2 protein-coding genes and 1 pseudogene are annotated in these 2681 nt (G+C 37.7%); all 3 read right to left on the bottom strand.

The features are described 5' to 3' along the window. Positions 1-334, bottom strand: a pseudogene (gigB, locus tag Aru01_RS18165) (anti-anti-sigma factor GigB); the annotation flags it as partial. A 112-nt stretch (positions 335-446) separates the two neighbouring features. Continuing rightward, on the bottom strand, positions 447-1415 hold the full coding sequence (gene gigA, locus Aru01_RS18160) for an RsbU family protein phosphatase GigA (protein ID WP_016657393.1): 969 nt from the start codon (positions 1413-1415) through the stop codon (positions 447-449). Positions 1416-1560: 145 nt separating this feature from the next. After that, a complete protein-coding gene (locus Aru01_RS18155) occupies positions 1561-2493 on the bottom strand; it encodes an MlaA family lipoprotein (RefSeq protein WP_016657392.1) in 933 nt (310 codons plus the stop codon). Positions 2494-2681: the final 188 nt, after the last annotated feature.

The following is a 2681-nucleotide window of genomic DNA, read 5'->3' as shown; positions in this document are numbered from 1 at the left end:
TAGGATCTCCACAATAATTTAAGATAACAAATACCTGCCCTAGGCCCATACTATTGGCTAGAGTGGTGATATCTGCATTGGTAGATAACATCACAGCTTGGATCTGGTGAGCCTGTTTAAGCTTAAGGCCTAACTTTGCTAAAATACCGAGTACCGTACTGTCTATAAAGGTGGTTTGGGTTAAATCAACAATTGCGCCAACGACGTTATTTTGTTGTTCAATCCTTGCCAAAAGTTTGTCTAGACTAATACAAGATTGGGCACGTACTTCGCCAATAATTTTGAAGATATGTGTTCCATCCAAACTTGCATATTCAATATGACCTGTTGACATAAAAATGCCATTTAAAGAAAGGATGACAAAATTATCCCATAGCCGATGTTTATACTCAAGTACTCAGAGGCCATAGCTCATGGTTTTGTATTGTAATGTTTTGATTATACGATTAATTCATTCTTCTTAAACTTAAAATAGCAATATCATCTGCGACATGATCTGGTGCCTGAAAAGATTGATTTTGCAAGTGATATACCAGCTGAGAAAATTGCTCGTTAAGTCCGCCACTAAAGGGTTCTAGGGCACCGTCGGAACAAATAATGAAGCGTGCGTGTCGAGTGAGTTGACAGACAAACTCTTCAACTTCTAAGTCCTCTGTTAGACCCAGAGGAAAGCTGCTGGTATTCAAAATTTTAGGTGCTTGATCTGGTTCAAAAATAATCGCTGGAGGATAATGTCCCGCGCTTGACCATCTTAACTCATGACTTTCAAAATTGAGTGTTCCTGCAATCATTGTGATGTGCTTCTCAATGTTTTCTTGAACCAGCATGCCGTTCAACTTTTTAATTAATTCACGCGGTGTTTTAGAACGACCATGAAATGCTGCCATCCATGAAGTTAATAATGAGCTTGTAACGCCATGGCCAGAAACATCAGCTAAATAAAATAAAATTTCTTTATCACTTATTTTCCAATAATCGTACCAATCACCAGATAGATAAGCAGATGGTTGAAAAAATGTTTCGATTTGGTAGTTCAGAACCTGAATTGGGTTGGGCAGTAAACGTTTTTGTAAGTCAGCTGCAGAGGGAAGGTCGCGGCTATCTTGATTTCGTTTATATTGTGCATCAATTTTTAGAAGAGAATGTTCTGGATGTGCAGGCAGTTTATTCCAGATCCAACCAGCAAGTGCTCCTAATTCCCAGGCTTGAGAAAGTGCTGTACCTTCATTTTCATGTGCAATCACAATCGTAGGTAGAGACCATTGATGTACAAGAAAATCTTGAACATCTGCGATTGCGATAATTGTAGGATCATATAGGTGAATATCCGCTATGTTGATCATCTGCAAATTAGGCAGAGTTTCTAGCATCTGTTCTAAATTTACAATTTTTCGCGTTGGCTGAATGAAATACATAGAGTGAATAAAACATCCTGTGAGGAATAAGTAAAAGATAAGGTTGAGTGAATAACTATACTCGTAGCAATTGTGAGCTGACCAGACTTAACTTAATGGATACTTGTAAAAAAGTTTATCAACATTAAGTTAAGTGCTTTTATGATCATTGGTTATCATCTAAATCGGCATCATCATCGCCAATAAAGCTGACATCATTATCATCACCTTTCTTTTCTGAAATTTCAAAACTCTTACGTTGTAAATAGATATCGCGTATTGCTGCATATCGATCACCCTGTAAGGTGCTTTCAAGGTCTAAGAATTGGGAACGTGAATCTATACCATTCATGGTGATGTAGGCCAGTTCTAAGCCATATTGTTTGTTATTAATAAAGGCCCAGTTAATAGGACGAGAATAACCTTCAACAACATAATCCAATGAGTTTCTAAGTGTGCTTGGCCCAAGAATAGGTAACATTAAATAAGGACCTGTAGGTACATTATAGTAACCTAAAGTCGTACCTAGACTTTCTTCCTCTGTGTTTAGCCCCATACGTCGAGCAGGGTCAGCAAGTCCTAATGAAGTTAATGTATTAATAGTAAAGCGACCAAAAGACTTGATCGCACGCATTGGGCGACCTTGAACTAATTGGTTCGTACCATTCCAAGGTTCAGCCATGTTTTTTCGAAATAGTCGATAAGAGCTACGGACTTCTTCAGGGACCTTAGTTGCGTACTGCACAGCAACAGGGCGAACAATGTTGCGATCCAACATATCATTGAATTTAAATATTTCACGGTTTAACGACTGTAAAGGATCTTTGAGCTCATCTGCTTGAGCTGCGTTTGCATTCACCTTGAGATCTTGAAACTTTAGATGTTTAAGTTCCTGCAATACAGAAGGTTGATTGCCCTGTGTATTGATATCAGCTTTGGCAGTCGTAATACTTTCATTTACTTTGGTTGTATCCACCGCAATTTGACCATCAAGATGGGTATTATTTGGATTAGATAACGTTTGTTCAGCTTGTGCATTGACTGTTGATGCCCAGCTTATGCTGACTATACTTAGCCATAATAAATGATATCGATGCATATAATACTCTGAATAGATTGATGTATTAATAGGGTGGAAATGTCGAAATTGACTAGAACCGAGTGCTTTATATTCTACCAGTATTTATTTGAAAATTGTTTAAAGCGTATTTTCTGCTTAAAAAATCATAAAAAAGCGTACATTTGTTTAAATAATGCTCGCTTGTGAGAAAAATGTGAAAAAGCCCC

The organism is Acinetobacter rudis (assembly GCF_000829675.1).
Taxonomy (GTDB): Bacteria; Pseudomonadota; Gammaproteobacteria; order Pseudomonadales; family Moraxellaceae; genus Acinetobacter; species Acinetobacter rudis.
Note: the sequence above shows the minus strand (reverse complement) of the source record. Positions and strands in the feature narration are given on the sequence as shown.